Annotated in this window: 13 protein-coding genes; 2 read left to right on the top strand and 11 right to left on the bottom strand. The window is 40.6% G+C overall.

Annotation, left to right across the window (positions count from 1 at the left end; genetic code table 11):
- Nucleotides 1-11: 11 nt before the first annotated feature.
- The 11 genes from BACINT_RS17185 to BACINT_RS17135 all read right to left on the bottom strand — a co-directional run bounded on the left by BACINT_RS17185 (nucleotide 12) and on the right by BACINT_RS17135 (nucleotide 14,544).
- The gene (locus BACINT_RS17185) at nucleotides 12-245 is read right to left on the bottom strand and encodes a hypothetical protein (protein ID WP_007665334.1); all 234 of its coding nucleotides are present in this window, start codon (nucleotides 243-245) and stop codon (nucleotides 12-14) included.
- Nucleotides 246-265: 20 nt separating this feature from the next.
- Entirely contained in the window at nucleotides 266-850 is a 585-nt protein-coding gene (locus BACINT_RS17180) for a hypothetical protein (RefSeq protein ID WP_157448663.1), read from the bottom strand.
- A 38-nt stretch (nucleotides 851-888) separates the two neighbouring features.
- Nucleotides 889-1,614 (bottom strand): hypothetical protein, encoded by a 726-nt coding sequence (locus tag BACINT_RS17175; RefSeq protein ID WP_007665328.1) that lies wholly within the window; start codon nucleotides 1,612-1,614, stop codon nucleotides 889-891.
- Nucleotides 1,615-1,898: 284 nt separating this feature from the next.
- Complete coding sequence (locus BACINT_RS17170) at nucleotides 1,899-3,302, bottom strand: hypothetical protein (RefSeq protein WP_044155090.1); 1,404 nt, start codon at nucleotides 3,300-3,302, stop codon at nucleotides 1,899-1,901.
- A gap of 205 nt (nucleotides 3,303-3,507) precedes the next feature.
- Nucleotides 3,508-4,464 carry a toprim domain-containing protein gene (locus BACINT_RS17165; protein ID WP_007665322.1) on the bottom strand — a complete coding sequence of 319 codons (957 nt, stop codon included), beginning with the start codon at nucleotides 4,462-4,464 and terminating at the stop codon, nucleotides 3,508-3,510.
- A 212-nt stretch (nucleotides 4,465-4,676) separates the two neighbouring features.
- Nucleotides 4,677-5,759 carry an AAA family ATPase gene (locus tag BACINT_RS17160; protein ID WP_007665320.1) on the bottom strand — a complete coding sequence of 361 codons (1,083 nt, stop codon included), beginning with the start codon at nucleotides 5,757-5,759 and terminating at the stop codon, nucleotides 4,677-4,679.
- Nucleotides 5,760-5,767: 8 nt separating this feature from the next.
- On the bottom strand, nucleotides 5,768-6,076 hold the full coding sequence (locus tag BACINT_RS17155; protein ID WP_007665317.1) for a DUF3853 family protein: 309 nt from the start codon (nucleotides 6,074-6,076) through the stop codon (nucleotides 5,768-5,770).
- A 223-nt stretch (nucleotides 6,077-6,299) separates the two neighbouring features.
- Nucleotides 6,300-7,325: a hypothetical protein gene (locus BACINT_RS17150; protein ID WP_007665314.1), complete on the bottom strand. Its 1,026-nt coding sequence runs from the start codon at nucleotides 7,323-7,325 to the stop codon at nucleotides 6,300-6,302.
- An 11-nt stretch (nucleotides 7,326-7,336) separates the two neighbouring features.
- The gene (locus BACINT_RS17145; protein WP_007665311.1) at nucleotides 7,337-8,626 is read right to left on the bottom strand and encodes a PDDEXK nuclease domain-containing protein; all 1,290 of its coding nucleotides are present in this window, start codon (nucleotides 8,624-8,626) and stop codon (nucleotides 7,337-7,339) included.
- Nucleotides 8,627-8,691: 65 nt separating this feature from the next.
- Nucleotides 8,692-9,975 (bottom strand): site-specific integrase, encoded by a 1,284-nt coding sequence (locus tag BACINT_RS17140; protein ID WP_007665309.1) that lies wholly within the window; start codon nucleotides 9,973-9,975, stop codon nucleotides 8,692-8,694.
- Between the two features lie 576 nt (nucleotides 9,976-10,551).
- Nucleotides 10,552-14,544: a hybrid sensor histidine kinase/response regulator transcription factor gene (locus BACINT_RS17135; RefSeq protein WP_007665307.1), complete on the bottom strand. Its 3,993-nt coding sequence runs from the start codon at nucleotides 14,542-14,544 to the stop codon at nucleotides 10,552-10,554.
- Between the two features lie 561 nt (nucleotides 14,545-15,105).
- On the opposite strand from BACINT_RS17135, the gene BACINT_RS17130 reads away from it, so the two are divergent.
- A complete protein-coding gene (locus tag BACINT_RS17130) occupies nucleotides 15,106-15,651 on the top strand; it encodes a hypothetical protein (protein ID WP_007665306.1) in 546 nt (181 codons plus the stop codon).
- A gap of 97 nt (nucleotides 15,652-15,748) precedes the next feature.
- On the top strand, nucleotides 15,749-16,801 hold the full coding sequence (locus tag BACINT_RS17125) for a class I fructose-bisphosphate aldolase (RefSeq protein ID WP_007665305.1): 1,053 nt from the start codon (nucleotides 15,749-15,751) through the stop codon (nucleotides 16,799-16,801).
- Nucleotides 16,802-16,836: the final 35 nt, after the last annotated feature.

Here is a 16,836-nt window from a genome sequence, read left to right as displayed (position 1 = left end):
CAATTCTAACACTAATTACGATGAAGTTCCTCAATTATATCTTCACGGATTTTCTGTTTGCTGTCACCTAATACAAGCAAAACGATAATTCCCCAAAGTGGAGAAATAATCCAAAAGAGTAAAACCCATCCAATGGCACTACGACCTCTTTTCTTAGCCATTTTTGCAGGGAGAAAGATGTAAAGCCACAGAATTAATATCAATGCAATGATTATCGCTATTATTGAAATGGATTCTTCGGTCATAAAATTGAATCTATTGAAGGTTACAAATCATCCATAGCTGCCGAGCGAACGGTATCAGAGTTTATTTTGTCATAATACTTTAATAAAACGAAGTATTGGCTGTATTCGCCCTTTTGTAAAGACAATTGTATATTGCCATTTTTAGTTTCAAATGTAGTGTACCAAGTACATCTATCCATATATAATTCATGCAATTTTTCATTGTTAGTATCAGGAATTACTCTTCCTTGAAATTTCTCGACAACTTCGGCAGGTTCGCCATATTTTTGGGTGAGCATTGATTTAAGGTGTTCATAGTCACGTTCAAGTGAACTCCAATCTTCACATGCAGGGAAAATAACACCAATTGTACTAACAACATTTACTGCTTTAAGTGTTGAAACTCCGACAATGCAACTCTTAAACCCTGCAAAATCACCTTGTAAAATGACGGTTCCGTCTTGTTCTCCTAAATACTTAAATCCAGCACTCTTCATTTTAGCAACATACTCACTAAGAGTTCCATCAATAGGCACACCCTTAAAAGTCAGATGTTCTGAATTGCTTTGAGCAAATGATATAACACTAATGAACAATGTTGCAAAAAACAATATAAATTTTTTCATATACATAGTATTTTTGGTGTTTATAACTCAATTAGCGGTTATTTATTATTCTTCTTGTTTACATCCAATTCAAAAGAATACACATTGCCATTTATGGGTATGTTGATGGTTAGAATATTTCCTTTCTTCCTTTTTATATTCATATACCCAACAATACCCTCATTAGGGTGGATTGTATTTTTCTTTAAATACCCCTGTTCTTTTGTAATTCTTTCGTCTGCCATCAGTTTTCCATAAGTAGCAATTTGTGCATTCGCTACTAAATTTGCTTGATATGCTGCATTAGGGTTATAATGAGTGGTCATTGTAGTATAAGCATAACCATTGGGAGAATATGTGGTAGAATATGATGTGGAGTACCCTGCACTTCCTGCATTTAATCCTGCTGAAAAACCATATAGTGCCATAGCCCAATTTTGCGTTCTCTTAACTTTCTTTTGGAATTCTTCATTGGTGTAGACCTCAAGTGAAATAGTTTCTCCTTTTTTATTTATGAGATATGCGTTTACTTCATTAGGGTTAAAGGTTACACTTTGAGTGTTTTGGTTGTTAATATATATCCGCATTTGATAATATTTACCATAATCATCCTTTGCTTCATAACAAGTTAATCCGACAACATATCCATTCATATACCGATATGCCCATAATTTCCCATCGTTATATTCAGTTGTAATAGTTGAGTCATTATCACTTATGACAAAGTTTTGAGCATAACCAATAATGGAAAAGCACGATAATATCAACACAAGTACATATCTCATAATTAGACTATATAATGTTCATACTACGAAGAAGCGTGAACCACAATGCCACACTCTTACTTGAAGGTCGTAGGAAACCTCGGATACAGATGTAACAATAGCAGCCCACGCTATAGCGTGAGAACCACTATGCCATCCTTGTATCCTAATTGAAAATTTCCTACGTTTTCAAGTACAAGATAAGCATACCGCTTCTTCTTTTTTCTTATGTCTTGGAAAGAGTTACCCCTATCCGAATGCAAAATTAGTTATTTTATTGATGTTTTGGATTATATAGAGCGGAATTATAGCTTGAATCCTCTATTTTTTCTTGGCTCTTCCGCTGACTGTCGTAAACTTTGCCGAAGTTTCTCCCATTGCTCTTTGAACCATTCGCCTATCGGTTGCCTGTTTATTGTAAGCACCAATTTATTATTATCAACCGAACTTTTCTCAATCTTGAAAATATCGTTCTTTATGTCAAACTTTCGTCTATGCTCTTCGGAATAGATTTTCCCATTGCATCTGATTGCTTCCTTTTTTGTCAAAAGACTGTTTACCATATCTTTGGTAAATCCGATGGCATAGCAGAGTTTTTCCATTCTCAACATCTCTTTGAGTAATGGGAACCAGTTGAACGCTTTTTCAAGAATGGTGTTCAATCGTGATATTTCCTTGTTTTTGGTTTCAAGCTCTTGATTATGTATTCCTTGTAGGTTACGAATCTGCTTGCCGTGCTGTTCCTGCATTTGTTGCATCTTGGCTTTTAATTCATCAATACCCTTGTCACGCTTGGCAATTTCATGACGTAAATTCTCATTGGTTTGTTCCAAATCTTTCAATTTTCCGCTTCCGAAAAGAGAACCGACACCGCTTGCTATGGCTGTGGCTGCATCGGTAGCTGCGCTTTTGAGTTTGTCGGTGCGTATTTCCGATTTTACCTGTTTGAGTTCTTGCTCAGCAAGAGTTACCTGCTGCTCCTTGTGCCTTTGGGTTTCCTCTATACGTTGCAGTTCGGCTTTCTGTTTCTTTATGATGAAATCGTTACGTTCCAGATGTTCCTTGCCTGTAACAGCTTTCGACTGTCCACGTTCCATCAGGAGAATGTCAGATGCCAAACTCTGCATTTCGGTCATATCCTCGTCATTGAGTTTACAGCTCTTTCCTGTATCGTGGTTCATCCAATCGAAAACGATATGAGCGTGATAATTCGGCTTGAACCACTTTCCATCAATTTGGAAACTCTCTCTATCTTCGGCTTCGGGTTGTCCGCTCAGCCAATGTCCTTCATCTTTGTGCAGGAAGATTTGCAGCGGAGTAATACCCCAGCGTTGTTTGCACTCCTCGCCAAATTTATGCACATCTGCCAATGTGGTGTCCGCTCTGATGAGCAACACCCCCTCACGGATAGGTGAACACCCTGCCACCTTGATGATTTTTCCGTTCTTGCCTTTGCGTTCACGTTCTTTCTCCTGCATGGCACGTCCGGTCTTTTCCTTGACCATCCGTTTGATGTTGTCGTAATGTGTTCGCAATTCGGTAGTGCCGAAGTCAGGATTTACCCACTGCTCGTTATCGGTGGAAAGTTTGGAAACTACATAGATTCTGGACTCTCCGATGTTGCGCATGTACTCAGCAGTCCTTCGGTTGTGTGCCTCGCTCGATACGATGTTGCAAGGCTTGATATGTATGCTTGATTTTGTTGCCATAGTTTTTTGTTTATATTAGATTACTTTGTTCGCTTCCGCAGTGGGGTTCTTAGGGGTACAACCCATAAGCGGTGATTGCAAAGAGAGGGTCACTCTTTGCTCGGGGTTCTCAGGGGTGAACGCCCTGAGTGGGTAATTAGGGCAAAGCCCTAATCCCCTCGGGAGAGCCCACAACTACGAAAGCGGAGCGTGTAGTTATAGTGGGCTATAACCGAAAGCCGTTCTTCTTTTTCGGTTGCCGATTGTGCGTCCCTTTTACGGATTGGACTTGCCTGTTTCTTTCAGCCTGTTCCTGTAAGTATTCGTTCAAGTCTTTGCATCCGCTGTAGGTCTGCGAAACGTCACGGATGTATAAGTCCCTATCGTATTCCTTGCGGATTTGTTGGAGGGCTTCCATGCCTGCATGGTCGTTGTCGAAAAAGCAGTGGATGCGTTCGTAATTGCCCAACGGATAGAGAGCCTTGTTTACATTCGATACGGAGTTCAATACAATGTAGTCCTGTCCGTCCAACTCCGGATAATTCGGGCAGCTCTCCTGTCTCAATGTCAGAAAGGAGAGGTAGTCCATGAATCCCTCGAACATATAACAGGTATTCCTTGTTTTCCCCGACTGTCTGATGTGGGAGATTTCCTTTGGGGCGATGCAGCCCTTGAAATAGCGGTTGCGAATTTCATATCCGCCCGATACGTTGGGAAAGGCAATGGCAAAGTACCGTTTACCGTTGTTGGTGAAATGAGCTTCTCGACATTCTCTTTTCGCCAGTTCCGTGTTTATTCCCCTTTCCTGCAAATATGAGAGCAGGGCAGGAGAAGAAAGTGGCACAATCTCCAGTTGTTGGAAACTTGGCTCGGAAGATGCCTGCTTGCCAAAAGAGAAAGATACGTGACGAATACAGGGTGTCTGTTCTTCGATTCTTTGCAGGAGATATGGCACATGGTCGGAACAGTAAAGTTCCTGCGCCAGTGCGATGATATTTCCACCCTTGCCGAGTGCAAAATCATACCATTGGTTGCGCTCGGTATTTACCTTGAACGAGGCTTCGGTTTCTTCCCTTAACGGTGATTTGTACCATAAGTTGATACCCTGTTGCTTGACGGGAGAATATCCCAAACTGTGCAGATAATCTGCTATCCTGATTTGCTTGGCTGTCTGTATATCCATAAAATGATTGTTTTAGTAGTTGGTGAATTAATTTGTTTTTCTTTTCGCCTGTACCATTTTAAGAAGTACGGTCTATATAACCACTTCACTAAATTGTCGTATATATAGAGTACGGCAATAAAGTGAAGCGGTTTATCCATTCCTTGCATCACTTCGCTTTATCCTTAATATATAGACCCACAGAATAAAGTGAAGCGATTACAAGCAACAGGCTAATAGTGGAAGTCGGGCATGAATGTGTATTTTCTGCCGTTCTCCTGCACTATCATCCGTTTGTTGCGAAGCATGGTAATGAGCGGTACCGCCTTTTGATGGTTCAGCTTTACACCTATTGACGTATAGCTTTTGATTAAGGCATCTTCCAGTTCCTTGTAACCGTATTCCTCTTTCAGCCCGAAAACGGCTTCCAATGCGATACGGTGCTGCTGTTCAGTGATATGCCTGTAAGGGTCGAACTTTTCCTCTTCCGGTCTTCCCGGTTTCTTCGCTTCGGGTTTATAGCCATCTATGAGTTCGGGCAGGGCACTATCGTTGATGCGAAAGGCAAAAGGCTCGAAATCCATTGCCCGGATGTGCATGGCTGAAACATTGCTTATATCCCCGTTGCTTTTGTCCTTTTCCACCAGCAATACGGTTTCCGCCTTATTGTTCAACTCCGTGCCGATATGCCCTCTCGCATTCTCATCCCCTTTGTTCTGGTGCAGTATCGTATGGATATGTATCTGCCTGTCGTCCGTCCACTGCATCAGTTTGGATATGATGCGTGTGGATTCGCCGGGGCTGTTGATGTCATATACCATGTCACGGATGCCGTCTATGATTACAAGACCAATGTCGGGCGTATTATAGATAGCCTGTTCGACAATCCTGATACGCTGTTCAGGCGTGTATTTCCTCAAAGCGAGAAATTCAAGGTTTTCGCTGTCCCTGTCATCGGGCAAGCCAGCCATCCGTAAAATGCGTTTCATGACTTTCAGGCAATGATAAGGGCTTTGCTCCGTATCAACATAAAGCACTTTCCGCTTCCCGTCGGAGAGCTCTGCCACATACCGCAACACAGTGCCATTCTTCAATGCAGCGGCTACGATAGCCGATACATTGAACGTCTTTTTACTTTTGGCTTTGCCGATGGATGCGCTGAAGTTGCCCAATGTCCCAATGACAGAACCATGCACTTTGAGGATTTCGGGTGCTTTCTCATAACTTTTCGACAGGCTCAAACGTGAGGCTTGCCAAAGGATTACGGCTTCTTCTGCCGATATGTCCTTAATCTCTTTCATATAGTCCATAGCCATACCACCCGTTATTTCCGTCCTCCGGTTTTCTTTCCTGCCAGTTCAAGGGCAAGTTCCGCATCAACGATAATCTTGCGCCCTATTTGCGTAATGGCTTTGTCTATCTTACCGCTTTTCTTTATACGGTTGGCGGTGGGCAGACTACACCCGAACAGTTTGGCAATGCCCAGTATTCCGTACACATATTTTCTTTCTGTGTCCGTAACGGGTCGTGGTTGCGCTTCCGCTTGACCGGAAGCGTGCTTGCTCAGGAATATGAACTCTTCGCCTGTCATCTGCCAGACGGGTTTTAATAATAACTCTTGAAGATTTGTCATCGTTCAATCTATTTAGCCGTTAAACAATCAGCCCTGCGCACTGGCTGTTATCTCTGTTCTCGAACGATGCAAAATTAGATAGGGGCGTGAGTGGTAAGGATGTGGTTAATGCAAATGGAATATCCTGTTATTTATCTGAATATCAAATAATAAAAATACCACTCAATAATTAATTTGAGTGGTAAAAGTGGTGATTTCGTAAAATGTCAGGGCATATCACGGATTATCGGAATATTGCGTCCATTTCTTTAGCGAACTTTTGGTTACTGTCACTTGGAAAATCCGACACCGGTTCCTTGTACTTTGACTTGTAGTAGTTCTCATCAATATCCAGTTGTTTCAGTATTTCGTTTTTCCATTTATCCCTGTCCTGTTTGGGCAGTCTTTCACTCATCAGGAATATCAGGTAACACACCCGTATTTTTTCTCGTGCCTTGATTTTTAATTCCTTTTTACAGGAGGATAGGTTCATGTTGGCATATAAGTCCTGCGTTGTAATATCTTCAAACTGTTCCCCCACACAGACTTTATGAATAAGCGAAAGTAATTCTGCATCGAAATATTCGGGCTGCTCCTTTGGCGCATCCTGCTGTTTCTCTTGCTTGCTCGTTTCATCCGGCTTGTCTTTTGCTACGGGAATATATTTTGCCAATATTTCCATAAAATGGAAACTCAGTTTATAAATATCTCCGCAACAGTTCTCAATATATTGGAGAGATTCCTTTCTTGCCTGCCTTTCCAATTCATAAAGCCTGTCCAGTTCTTCTTTTTCCTTCTCATATCCAGCCTTGCAGCGTTCATACTCCTTTTCGGCTTGCTTTTCTTCTGCTGCCGTATGTACCCTGTAGCCAATGGAATCATACCTGTTGTATGCTTCATTCAAAGGCTTGCTTAAATTTTGTGTAACTCTCAGCTGTGCTTCTATATCAGCGTCATATCTGCCAGCGAAGTTGTAGCATACACGAGAAATTATCTCATCATCAAACAATGGATGTTTTTCGTAAATCAGTATGTTTTTCTCTATCTCGGTTCTCAGGCTGTTGAGAATCAGAGTATATTGTTCCTTCGGTTTGTCAAGCACCAGTTCAAGGATGGCGGCTTCGAAAGCTTTTGTGTCATTGTATTGCTTGTAGAAGTCCGTGATGAATTTCTGCCTGTCAAAAGAGAAAGTATGGCTGATTAAAAAGTCGTTGTATATCCGGTTGAGTTCGCCATATTGGGGAATCATAATCTGTATTTCTCCTGCCATATACGCTTGGTTTATGGGTTCTTATCTTTATCAAGAAAGGAAGTCAGTTCTTCCTCCACTTCTTCTATACTTGGCAGAGCCGATTTTAAGTTTTCAGGTATAGCCTTGCTCAACTGGTAATCGCTGATGCCTATCGGCTGGTCGTAACCTGTCAATGCGTATTGCGCTACAACTTCGTCTTTCCCCTTGCACAGCAACAACCCGATAGTCTTGTTGTCATTCTCTCCCCTTAATTTGTCATCCACTACATTGATGTAGAAGTTCAGTTGTCCGGCATACTCCGGTTTGAATGGGGTCGCTTTCAATTCCACTACAATGTATGCGTGTAGGGGGATGGAATACAGAATCAAGTCTGCATAGAAATCGCTGTTACCAATTTGAAAATGCTTCTGTCGGGCAACGAAAGCAAAGCCATTGCCCATTTCCAGCAAGTAACGGGTGACATGCTTAACCAGTTGTTCTTCTATGTCCCTTTCGTCTGCCTTTTCCTTAGTTCCAGCCAAGTCAAAGATGTACGGGTCTTTCAATAGGTAATTGGCAAGGTCGCTTTGAGGTGCAGGAAGCGTGGCTGTGAAATTGTTAACCTTGTTGTTGCTGATTTGTCTGCTATATAAGTTGGTCTCAATTTGTATTTTAAGAACATTGCTGCTCCAGCCCATTTCTACGGACTGTTTCATGTACCAATAACTTACACCCAATGGAAGCGAACTGTTAAGCATAATCACATGGCTCGCCCAATTGGTTCTTGCAACAGGTGATGCCATAAATATGTTTTCTATATCCTTAATTTCCACACGGTAAATGTCGGATACGGTTTTGGCAACATTATGAATTTGTGCAAGAGGTTCTTGCGTGATTATAATTTCTTTGTTATCAATAGATTGAATTTGCGCAAGAGGCTCTTGCGTAAATTGCACATCGTTTAAGTAGCGTACTTCGTCTGCAATTTTCTCCACGCTTGGAGCTATCAGCTTTGCATCCGTTTCAATGAAATTCTGTAATGTCCTTAAAGGATATGCCTTTGCAAACTGACACATATAGGTAAGGTTGCGTTCCGAATAGCCTTTCTTTTCAGGGAAATTCAGCCGGATAGCCTTTGCCAACTGTTTGATGGTTTTGCTTCCCCATCCGTGCAGTTGCTGATGATAGAGAATATAGTTGCCCATTTTCCAGTAATGGAACAACATTTGCGCATTGGCTGCGGTAATCAGCCGGACTTGCGCCTGCTGTATTTCTGAACCGACAGCATTTATAAATGCGTCAAAGTTCGTCTTTTCTATGTTATGTCCGTTGTTGCTCATCTTATGATATTTTCAGAATACAAATATACTTCAACGATGGTAATCCATGAAACTAATTGATACTTTTATAGTTGATTAAACTTATTCATGGCATTGGCTTTAATATCATCCGCTATGTCAATGTAGGGCTTCATGGCTTTGTAATCGCTGTGTCCCGTCCATTTCATAACCACTTGTGCAGGGATTCCGAGAGCCAGCGCATTACAGATGAAAGTCCTTCTTCCGGCATGGGTGCTTAACAAAGCGTACTTGGGTGTGACTTCATCTATACGTTCATTCCCCTTGTAGTAGGTTTCCCGTACAGGTTCGTTGATTTCCGCCAGTTCACCAAGTTCTTTCAGATAATCATTCATCTTCTGATTGCTGATGACGGGCAATGCCATGTGATTCTCGAAATGAACATCCTTGTATTTTTCAAGAATGGCTTTGCTGTGGTCGTTCAGTTCGATTATCAGGCTGTCCGCAGTCTTGACTGTGGTGACTTCAATGTGGTCGGGCTTAATATCACTTCTTTTCAAGTTACGGACATCCGAATATCGTAAGCTCGTGAAGCAGCAGAACAGAAAAACATCCCTGACACGTTCCAAATACTGCTTGTCATGCGGTATCTGATAATCTTTCAGCTTGTTCAGTTCATCCCATGTCAGGAATATTACCTTTTTAGAGGTTGTTTTCAATTTGGGCTTGAAAGTGTCGTATGCAATGTTCTGATGATGCCCTTTTTTGAAGCTCCAGCGCAGGAACCATTTGAGAAACCCCATTTGTTTACCGATGGTGCTGTTTCTCATGTCTTTTTTTTCACGCAAGAAATTGACATACTCGTTTAGCCCGAAATCATTGAAGTATTCAAAGGTTACATCTTCCTTGAACTCTTTGAGGTGATTTCTCACCGCTGCAAATTTCTCGTATGTGGATGCCGTCCAATTATTCTGGTTGCCACACTCTTTTACAAACTCATCGAACACCTCCCAAAAACTTATCTGCGCTTCTTCCTGCTGTTCTTCACTGCAGTCTTTCATCCGCAGATTGAACGCATCCTTTAGCTGCTGGGTGGTGGGCATGGTTTCCTGCACCTCAAACTCCTTGAACACGTTTTGCATTTCGGCATAGTATTTCAGCAAGTCCGCATTGATTTCGGATGCGCTTTGTTTCAGCTTGTTGGTGCATCCGTTCTTTACCCGTTGTTTGTCGGCATCCCATTTGGCTACGTCAATCCGGTAGCCTGTTGTAAACTCGATGCGTTGACTTGCATATATGACACGCATACGGATAGGTACGTTCTCCACGATTGGCACACCGTTCTTCTTCCGGCTCTCCAATGCAAAAATGATGTTACGTTTGATATTCATAATTGGGTGCGTTTGAAATTCTACACCCAAATATACACCCAAAAATTAAAATAGCAAAAGGCATTTAGAAAGATTTAGATTTACTCTGCATTGTAGATAGCATATGATTATCAGTGATTTGCAATTTTGTGATATTTTCTAAAAGTATAGGTTCGAGAGCCTGTCTCTCCGCTGGAAAGAATTGCAAAATAAAAAATCCCTGTAAATTATGTTTTACAGGGATTTTTTATTTTTGATGTATAGCATAAGCATATCAAAGCATTCTTTAAAAAATGATCTTTGAGGACTTTTTCATCAATGATACGAACTCTATAATATATTGTATTAATTTAAACATTGAGTGCGTGCTCTGAAATGTATTTTTATATTTCAAGCAATGGGTGAGTGATAAAGAACCTATTGTTGTAATAAACTGTGATCAGATATTTATTACAGTGTCTAAAAAGATGCTGGTAACATCGTTCTTTATCATCGTAATAGTTGGAATCTTTTTCCGGCTATTACGATGATTCTCTTCGGTAGTTAATGCCTTTTTTGTCAGCTGCTCAACAGTTGAGTAATCAACTTTATTGACCATCAGTTTTCTGATTTTGTATTAAATTTGCTTGGACTTACATTGTAATATTTCTTAAATACTTCTCGGAAGTATTTTGCATCCGAGAATCCAACCATGTCAGCAATCTCTGTTACTGTATGTTCGCCTTGTTTTAGCAATTGTGCGGCATGTTGCAAACGTATCATCCGGATATAATCAGCTGGAGCGTAACCGGTCAATGCCTTTAATTGGTTGAAGAAACTTGTACGGCTCATGTGATGCTGACTACTGAGCATGTCTACATTGAAGTCCGAATTTCCCATGTTATTCTCTATGCATTCTTTGACAGAGGCTATGAATTTCCAATCCAAGGTATTGGTGCAATTGACTGGAAGAGTCTGTTCTCTATCTTCAATGCTGTTATAAACCTGACGGAGCAAAGTACGATTTGCAAGTATGTTTTTGACTGTTGCCTTGAGTATCCCCACACTGAAAGGTTTGGTGATGTAGGCATCCGCTCCGATTTCCAGTCCTTCAAGCATATTTTTTTCATCTCCCAGTGCAGTCAGCAAAATGACCGGAATATGAGATATTTCAAGATCACCTTTTATAACTGAGCAGAGTTCATCTCCACCCATTTCGGGCATCATTATATCGGATATGACGAGATCCGGGTCAAACTCCCGTACTATGACAAGTGCCTCCTTTCCATTCGGACAGGACTGGACATTATAACCCGTTTTGAACATATCAATAAGATAATTGCGCAAATCATCATTGTCCTCTACTATCAAGATACGTTGTAGAGAGCCGTTTACTTGGGATATTTCCATGGATAGTAACCCTGGAGTGCCACCAGATACGATAGTCTCCGAACATTCATTCGGTATCTTGGGAGAGATGAATTTTGCTTTATGTAGGTGGCTGTTCCCTTTCGGGAAAGTTACCTGCACGCAAGTGCCTTCATGCTCAGTACTTTGAATATGAATCCTGCCTTTATGTAATTTGACCAGTTTGTATACCAGCATCAGACCGATTCCGCTACCTGTCACTTTCAAGTTAATGACATTACTACCCCGGAAACAATTCCTAAACAATTTCTTCTGTTCGCATGAGGGAATGCCGATTCCGGTATCTTTCACTTCGATGCTCCAGGAGTTTCCTTCCTCACAGGCATAAATGCGTACGCTGCCACCTTCAGGTGTATACTTTAATGCATTTGACAGAATATTCTTCAGAATAGATCCCATCTTGTCACTGTCAAACCACACATTCAGATAATCAAAATTGCTTTCGTAAACAAACCTGACATGTTTCATCTCGGCATATTTGCGGAAAGTAGCACAAACATTATCCATATAGGAATTCAATTCATATTCAGAAACATAAAGGGTGGAAGAGTAGACGTCTACCCGTTCGAAATTTATCAGGTTGGTCGCCAGCTGAAGCAATGCATTCACATTTTTTAGAGCCATATTTATATGCGGCAATGCCTGTTCCTTCACCATACGGTTTTCTATGACTTCCTCCAGCGGAGCTTTTATTAATGTAAGCGGAGTACGTATATCATGGGCCGTATTAATGAAGAATCGTGTTTTTTCATCCGAAACCTTCTTCTGTCTGTGCAGTATGATGATACGGAATATGATAACCATAACCAACACCAGTAGGATTGCATATCCAGCCATGGCCCATACACTGGCCCATGCCGGAGGCGTTATGACAATCTGAATGCTCCTTGTTTCATAGGTCTTGTACTTTTCCTCATTGGATATGGCACGAATCTGTAATGTATAACTGCCGGGAGGCAGATTCCTTACAACAATTCGATTGTCCAGGCTCGGACGGCTCCACTCTTTATGAAAACCGTCAATCTTCCATGAATAAAGAATGTTGGAAGGATAATCATAATTAATGGAAACTACATCAAGAGAAAAGGAGTTTTGTCCGTAGGCCAGTTCCAGTCGGTCGGTCTCGTCAATATCCTTTTCCAACGGAGAACCGTCATCGCCCGGATAAACGGGATGATAGGCTATCATAAAATCGCGTAGTAATAGACGTGAGTAATGTGGCTCTGGTATCTGTATGTCTATCGGAAATCTGACAGCCCCGTCATTTCCACCAAAAACAAGTGTATTATTGCTATAGGTGGTAGCAGAGCCGGTATTGAAATTGACACTCATCAATCCTTGTTCCCGCGTCCAATTGCGGAAGGAGTGTTTTCTAGGTGAATAAATAGTAATTCCGTTTTCCGTACCCATAAGGAGACTCTCGTCCTGACGTGGAAGAATTGTATGGATATTGTCGGAAATCAACGCACAATTGTCTGTACGGTACTGATGGATGAACTTCTTTTTATTAATGTTATATACAAGCAGTCCAGCTCCACGGGTACCGATATATAGGATGCCGTCATCTCTCTGGAACAGAGCGCATATATAGGGAGATTCAATGGGCAGGTCAACATACTGATAAACTCCCGATTCCTTGTCAAGCTGGTAGAGCCCCATTCTTGTACCAATCCACATCTGCCGGGTGTCCTTTTCCTGAATGGTAGTGATAGAGTTTACTCCCGGATATAGACGCACACTTTTTGTCTCAAGATTGATGCGCTTTAAATGATGATATCCGCCGGACCAGATATCACCGCCCGAATCTTTCTTAATGTCAAATATATATTGGTCAGGACGTACTCCTGCAATAGCAGCAGGAGAAAGATGGCTAATCTTAAACCCTTTCCTCTTTTCTATCTTGCAAATGCCTGACATAAAACCGCCGGCCCATATCACTCCGGGAGAGGCTTCACATAGTGCCAAAAAGATGTGATTCTCATCATCCGGTACCGGATCAAAGGAACTGAGGAACGAGTGCCATTCTTTTGTATCGGTCTGATAAAGACTGATACCGTTGCTGGTTGCAAACCAGAGGTCACCGTCACTATCTTCCAATACATCATGAACCTGATCGTTCACCAATGAAAGACTGTTGCCAAGGGAATGCCTTATCAGGTCGTAACTTCCATAGCGGTTGTTACGGATGGTAATACCGGTAGGATAATTGGCAAGCCAGATGCGTTCCTCCTCATCCACATAAATATCATTGATATTGTTTCCGTTCATCCCGTTATAACTATTATAATCAGCAGTTATATAGGGTTCACTCATGCATGTATTCATATCTAGTTTATATACACCTTTTCCACCTGTGGCTACTAGAAGTTCATGGGCATTCAAAGCAACGATCCGGTTTATCTCTACATTGTTGGGTGATTGACAAGGGATGATTTTTCCTGTTTTTCCTACGTCATATATAAGTATTCCCTCTTTATAGTTTCCCACAAACAGTTGTTTTGAAACAGCATGGTAGTAGAGTTCATGTACTGATGTGCCGATACCTTCTACCATTTTATCAGGCATTATATTTAGTTTCCCCTTTTCTATCCCGGCATGAAACAGGCCATTTCCTGTACCGATAAAGAAATGGTTGCTATCCGTCTGTTCAATGGCAGTTATTTCACCGTTGACTGGTGTAGGCATATGCAAAGTCGTTCCGGTACGGATATCATACCAGGTAATACTATCTTTATAACATAGCCATATGCGGTCGTTCTTGTCCAGATAACCGTAATTTAGAAATGCCTGTGGCTTATTTCTGATCAGTTCCGGATGTATGTAGGCCAGTTTGAATTTATCATGCTGTGAATCATATCTGAAAATACGACCTTTCTGACCGATTACCCATAATATATTCCCGCTGTCCATATAGAGCCAGTTCAAAGCAATTCGTGAGTCTAGCTTTATACTATCGTCTGAAAAATTGTAATGCTTGATATATTTTCCGTCATAGCGGTCTACCCCTTCCTGGGTTAGAAACCACATATATCCCCTTCGGTCTTTTTGGATATAATATATTTTCTGGTTGCTCAAGCCGTTTTCCAGTCCTATGTACTTATAAACTTGGCACCTGCTTACGGAACTACTGATGAAAAGAACAGTAAAAAGAAAAATTTGTCTAATGTTTAAAGATATTTTCATATTTCTCGCAGAAGATTCAAAAATACATCTGCAAAATTATAAAATATTGGTTAAATATACACCAAAATGAATGAACTTTATTTCATGAGCAGGCTAATAACATTTGCGTTTCGGAAAGTTTAATAGCAAAAAATGATGAAGGAAAAAATCATATAAATAGCTGGATGTTGAAAGATGGTTAATAGAAGGTTATTTAATATGTTTTCATTAGAGGAACTTATACTGTAGATCTTGCTCTATATTTCGTTCTAAACTATAAGTGACATAAAGGAGTGGTGCAATAACATAACAATCATATTTTGAGATAATGAGAATACTCAAAGATGTTCCAAGGATATTCTTAAATTTATTTTTGTTGTAAAGCTATGGCAGCTAATGGTATTTGTAATTAGATAAATTGCAGATTAAAGTACCATTTTTAAGGCATGAAACAAGCGATTCGTCTATTTCTATTCTTTTATCTGAATAAAAATCTTATATTTGTCATTACAAACAGGCAATATCATTACCCAAACAGGGATATAAAAACTTATTTCAAATATTTTTTTATCGAAACTGATTATGAAAACAATTCATCTTGTGGTGGGAATCGTATTGACATTGATGTGTATCTTTTTTATGGGATTCCGGGAGATAGGCCGTTATCCGGATAAAATCTGGCTGGATATAAAGAATCTGACCCTTGAGAATAGAATAACGGCACTTTCAAGTTTGAATAAGTTAATGGAATATTTTCAGATAAAGAAAGAACGGTTGATTATAGAAGGACAAAATTGGAAAGCTTTGGAAGTCTTTACTCAAAATGGTTACTATACTTCATATTATATACCTTATGATGATCCGGATAATTTAAGCAGAAAAGAACAGAAGTGCTTTATTAAGGGCTTGCAGGAAATTGTAGATAGAAAGGTTGTGAGTGCTCTGTCCTTTCCCGGATGTTGGTATACTGAGATAAAAGAAAGTCTGAACCGTTCCATAGATCTATTGACTTGGGAACATCGTAGCAGTCAGTTACAACTTTTGTTGTCTTCCGTAGGACGCGAGATGCTCTTCGATCCGCAGTTAAAGGTGATACTGGTAAAAGATAAAGGAAAATATCACCGATAATTCATATTATGCTTATGGCTTTCCCGGAAGACTAATAAACAATCGACAAAGGGAAACTGTTTATTTAGTATGATTCTAAATTAAAAACGAATATATTATGAGTAAAACAGTTGATTTGTTGGGACAACAGGCAGAATATTACCTGAACCATACGTGTAAGACAATAGATAAGAAATTAATTCATGTTCCTGGACCTGATGCGATTGATAAAATCTGGGTGGACTCTGACAGAAATGTACGTACCCTCAATAGCTTGCAGGCTTTGTACGGGCATGGACGCTTGGCGAATACCGGGTATGTATCCATTCTGCCGGTCGACCAGGATATAGAACATACAGCCGGAGCATCATTTGCTCCTAATCCGATCTATTTTGATCCTGAAAATATAGTGAAACTGGCAATCGAAGGAGGTTGTAATGCAGTTGCATCCACATTTGGTATATTAGGGGCTGTTGCCCGTAAATATGCCCATAAGATACCTTTCGTTGTAAAACTGAACCATAATGAACTGCTTACTTATCCAAACTCTTATGATCAGGTGATGTTTGGAACCGTAAAAGAAGCATGGAATATGGGTGCGGTAGCTGTTGGTGCTACTATCTATTTCGGTTCGGAGCAAAGTCGTCGTCAGATTATTGAGATATCACAAGCTTTTGAATATGCTCATGAGTTAGGTATGGCAACCATTCTCTGGTGTTATCTCAGAAACAATGATTTTAAGAAAGATGGCACTGATTATCATGCGGCAGCCGACCTTACCGGACAGGCTAACCACATTGGAGTGACCATCAAGGCTGATATTGTAAAGCAAAAACTTCCTTCCAATAATGGTGGATTCACGGCTATCCATTTTGGTAAAACGGATGAAAGAATGTATTCTGAACTCGCAACTTCACATCCTATCGATCTTTGTCGCTACCAGGTTGCTAATGGTTATATGGGGCGTGTCGGTTTGATTAATTCCGGTGGTGAATCTCATGGAGAATCGGATTTGCGTGATGCTGTTGTTACAGCGGTTATCAATAAACGTGCCGGTGGAATGGGATTGATCAGTGGACGGAAAGCATTCCAAAAGCCAATGGAAGAGGGTGTTCAATTATTGAATACCATTCAGGATGTTTATTTGGATTCTTCAATAACGATTGCATAAAATTTTTAATCAGTATAGAAGATAAAGGTCTTCTA

Source organism: Bacteroides intestinalis DSM 17393 (assembly GCF_000172175.1).
Classification (GTDB): domain Bacteria; phylum Bacteroidota; class Bacteroidia; order Bacteroidales; family Bacteroidaceae; genus Bacteroides; species Bacteroides intestinalis.
This window is presented reverse-complemented; position numbering and strand designations above follow the sequence as displayed.

Bases quoted from the DNA above. Each gene is read 5' to 3' on its own strand.
- BACINT_RS17185 (WP_007665334.1), bottom strand. From the start codon at position 245: ATGACCGAAGAATCCATTTCAATAATAGCGATAATCATTGCATTGATA.
- BACINT_RS17165 (WP_007665322.1), bottom strand. From the start codon at position 4,464: ATGGATATACAGACAGCCAAGCAAATCAGGATAGCAGATTATCTGCAC.
- BACINT_RS17170 (WP_044155090.1), bottom strand. From the start codon at position 3,302: ATGGCAACAAAATCAAGCATACATATCAAGCCTTGCAACATCGTATCG.
- BACINT_RS17145 (WP_007665311.1), bottom strand. From the start codon at position 8,626: ATGAGCAACAACGGACATAACATAGAAAAGACGAACTTTGACGCATTT.
- BACINT_RS17180 (WP_157448663.1), bottom strand. From the start codon at position 850: ATGAAAAAATTTATATTGTTTTTTGCAACATTGTTCATTAGTGTTATA.
- BACINT_RS17155 (WP_007665317.1), bottom strand. From the start codon at position 6,076: ATGACAAATCTTCAAGAGTTATTATTAAAACCCGTCTGGCAGATGACA.
- BACINT_RS17175 (WP_007665328.1), bottom strand. From the start codon at position 1,614: ATGAGATATGTACTTGTGTTGATATTATCGTGCTTTTCCATTATTGGT.
- BACINT_RS17150 (WP_007665314.1), bottom strand. From the start codon at position 7,325: ATGGCAGGAGAAATACAGATTATGATTCCCCAATATGGCGAACTCAAC.
- BACINT_RS17140 (WP_007665309.1), bottom strand. From the start codon at position 9,975: ATGAATATCAAACGTAACATCATTTTTGCATTGGAGAGCCGGAAGAAG.
- BACINT_RS17125 (WP_007665305.1), top strand. From the start codon at position 15,749: ATGAGTAAAACAGTTGATTTGTTGGGACAACAGGCAGAATATTACCTG.
- BACINT_RS17130 (WP_007665306.1), top strand. From the start codon at position 15,106: ATGAAAACAATTCATCTTGTGGTGGGAATCGTATTGACATTGATGTGT.
- BACINT_RS17160 (WP_007665320.1), bottom strand. From the start codon at position 5,759: ATGGCTATGGACTATATGAAAGAGATTAAGGACATATCGGCAGAAGAA.
- BACINT_RS17135 (WP_007665307.1), bottom strand. From the start codon at position 14,544: ATGAAAATATCTTTAAACATTAGACAAATTTTTCTTTTTACTGTTCTT.